At 67.2% G+C, this 2,050-nt stretch carries 2 protein-coding genes; one reads left to right on the forward strand and one right to left on the reverse strand.

Going from position 1 to position 2,050, the window contains the following annotated elements:
* Nucleotides 1-359 precede the first annotated feature (359 nt).
* Nucleotides 360-1,448, forward strand: coding sequence for an alpha/beta hydrolase (locus HMPREF3165_RS05510; protein WP_070511430.1), 1,089 nt, complete (start codon nt 360-362; stop codon nt 1,446-1,448).
* Here HMPREF3165_RS05510 and HMPREF3165_RS05515 read toward each other — a convergent pair.
* The coding region (locus tag HMPREF3165_RS05515; RefSeq protein ID WP_070511432.1) for a FadR/GntR family transcriptional regulator at nt 1,445-2,050 on the reverse strand (606 nt) is incomplete at its 5' end. The genes HMPREF3165_RS05510 and HMPREF3165_RS05515 overlap by 4 nt on opposite strands.

The raw sequence follows: 2,050 nt of genomic DNA on the forward strand, positions 1-2,050 counted from the left end.
GCACAGCTGGGACTCCGTGGGCAACGCATCACCAGGATGCAGGCCCTTGGTGAGAATGTAGTTCTTGATCTCGGCCATCGCCGCGGATGACTGAGTCATCGGGGTGGTGGTGAGGCCGGACATGACACCGCGGGATATCTGCATGACCCCATTGTCCGACTTTTGGTTCATTTACGCTGGTGAATGTCGAATCGTCCTCACCCGTGCGATCTCGAGGCATCCGGGCGGATGCCGCACTGAGGGCGGGCGCCATCGAGGGACCCGTCGTCGGCCGGCTGGCGGTGGGCGCCGGTACCGTAGATCATTGACTGATTGTGAGTGAGTTGGTGCTACAGCGCTCACAGTGCAACAGTTACGGCATGTCTCGCACGCATGAGGAGCTCCCCGCCCGTCCTGCCTACGACAGTGCCACCGCCGCCCTGCTCGAGCGTATCGAGCCTCTCGGCGTCTTCGGGACCATGACGGTGCAGAAGATCCCGAGCTGGCGCGCACCGGCCGACGAGGTCCGGGCGGGTTTCCTGCTCAAGCACCCCGACATCGACCTGGAGGATGTTGACGTCCTTCGTCAGGACGGGACGACGCTTCCCGCCGCGGTTGCACGAAGCGCCCAGGGCGCCTGCGTGGGCCGCCCCGGCCCCCTGTTCCTCTCTCTGCACGGGGGAGGGCTGGTGATGGGGTGCCGTTTCAACGGTCTGTCGACCGTTGTCCCGTGGCTGCGGCGGTACGGGGGCGTCATCGTCAGCCCCGAGTACCGTCTGGCTCCCGAGGATCCGGCACCGGCCGGCGTCGAGGACTGCTACACCACGCTGTGCTGGGCGGTCGAGCACGCCGAGGAGCTTGGTGCCGATCCGGAGCTCGTCATCGTCGTCGGGCCGAGTGCCGGGGGAGGGCTGAGCGCCGGCACGCTGCTCATGGCGCGAGACAGGCGGGGGCCGGCCGTTCTCGGCGGGCTGCTGGACTACCCCATGCTGGATGACCGCACCGGCATGCCGCACTGGCAGGGCTCGGTCTCGGCGCGTCAGTACCCGGACGACGGCACCTGGCCGACGGCGTACAACAACGTCGCCTGGGACGCGGCGCTGGGGGAGCGGCGAGGCACGGAATCGGTCACCCCCTATGAGGCCCCCGCCCGTGCCGCCCGGCTGGGTGGCCTGCCGCCGTTGTTCATCTCGGTGGCCTCCGCAGAGGTCTTCCGGGACGAGGACGTCGCCTTCGCCTCCAGGGTGTGGCGCGATGGCGGAGATGCCGAGCTGCACGTCTATCCCGGGGGCACTCACGCCATGGAGTTCGTCAACGCGCGATGGCTCGCGCAGGGACTGACGGCGGCACGCGACCTGTGGATGGACAGGCTGCTCCGTCCGGAGGACCCGCGTCTCAATGTCGTGGCCGTGGCGCAGGCCGGCACCTATCCGGCCCTGACGGAGGAGTTCTCTGCTGGTTTGTTTTAGGTGAGGACGGCGAGGAGTGGGGCGTAGTGGTCGGTGATGGCTTTGCGGTAGGCGGGGGTGTCTCCGGCGTGGGCGGCTTGGAGCATGGCTCGGTGGGCTTTGGCGGTGCTGGTGAGGTCTTCGAGCTTGGGGGCGTCCAGGAGGGGGACGGTGAGGGTGTGGATGGCCCAGAAGGCTTCGGTGAGGTGGAGGTAGAGGTGGTTGTCGAGGGGTTGGAGTAGGCGGGTGTGGAAGCAGCGGTCCTGGTCGGTGAAGAGCTTGCCTTGGGAGGCGAGGTGCTCGATGTTGTCGACGAGGGTGTTGAGCTCGGGGTCGTGGCGGTTGTGCCAGGCGTGGGTGACGGGTTCGGCCAGGGCGTTGTCGAGGGTGATGCGTACTTCGACGATGTCGCGTAGTCCGCGGTGGTCGTCTCCGGGGTTGAGGAGGCCTTTGAAGATGAGGGACTCGACCATGGGGCGCATGGAGACTTGGCCGACGAACATTCCGTGTCCGTGGCGTACTTCGACGATGTCGAGGGCGACGAGGGTGCGGACGGCTTCGCGCACGGAGGAGCGGGATACTCCTAGGTCGGTGCACAGCTGGGACTCCGTGGGCAACGCATC

It is taken from the genome of Actinomyces sp. HMSC08A09 (assembly GCF_001807465.1).
Taxonomy (GTDB): Bacteria; Actinomycetota; Actinomycetes; order Actinomycetales; family Actinomycetaceae; genus Actinomyces; species Actinomyces oris.

Coding starts and splice junctions, on each gene's coding strand:
- HMPREF3165_RS05510 (WP_070511430.1), top strand. CDS start 360: ATGTCTCGCACGCATGAGGAGCTCCCCGCCCGTCCTGCCTACGACAGT.